This is a genomic window from Pseudomonas sp. 34 E 7 (assembly GCF_900005715.1).
In the GTDB taxonomy this organism is placed as follows: Bacteria; Pseudomonadota; Gammaproteobacteria; order Pseudomonadales; family Pseudomonadaceae; genus Aquipseudomonas; species Aquipseudomonas orientalis_A.
The window spans coordinates 256-605 of the sequence record NZ_CVTX01000154.1 but is presented as its reverse complement, the minus strand read 5'-3'; the positions used below and the strand labels follow the sequence as shown (position 1 = coordinate 605).

Below are 350 nucleotides of genomic sequence, written 5' to 3'. Positions count from 1 at the left end.
CGTCAACGATAACGCGTGCTTCCTGAATAAACGCGGTGCCTGTGAGTTTTTCGCGAGCAAGCTCGCTCCTACAAAAAGCCTTGACTGGCATTGGAGCCAGCCCCCTCCCACCGTTGTAAATGGCGTGTGTCAGCTGACCTTCAGCACCAACGGATTATCTGGTGATTGGCCGTCCGATCAGCCAGGCGGCCGATCCGGCTAAGGCGTTGGCGGCGGTCGTTGCTGAAATCGCCTGACCCCAGGCGGGCACTGAAAATGTGGGAGGGGGCTTGCCCCCGATGGCGGCCTCTGGGCCGACCAGGATGTTGGATCAGATCGAGTACATATCCGTTTCTGCGGTAACGGCCACT

General features: G+C 59.1%; 1 pseudogene. It reads left to right on the top strand.

The window, feature by feature from the left end:
- Positions 1-143: 143 nt before the first annotated feature.
- Positions 144-236 (top strand): annotated as a pseudogene (locus BFP96_RS30490) (orotidine-5'-phosphate decarboxylase); the annotation flags it as partial.
- Positions 237-350 lie beyond the last annotated feature (114 nt).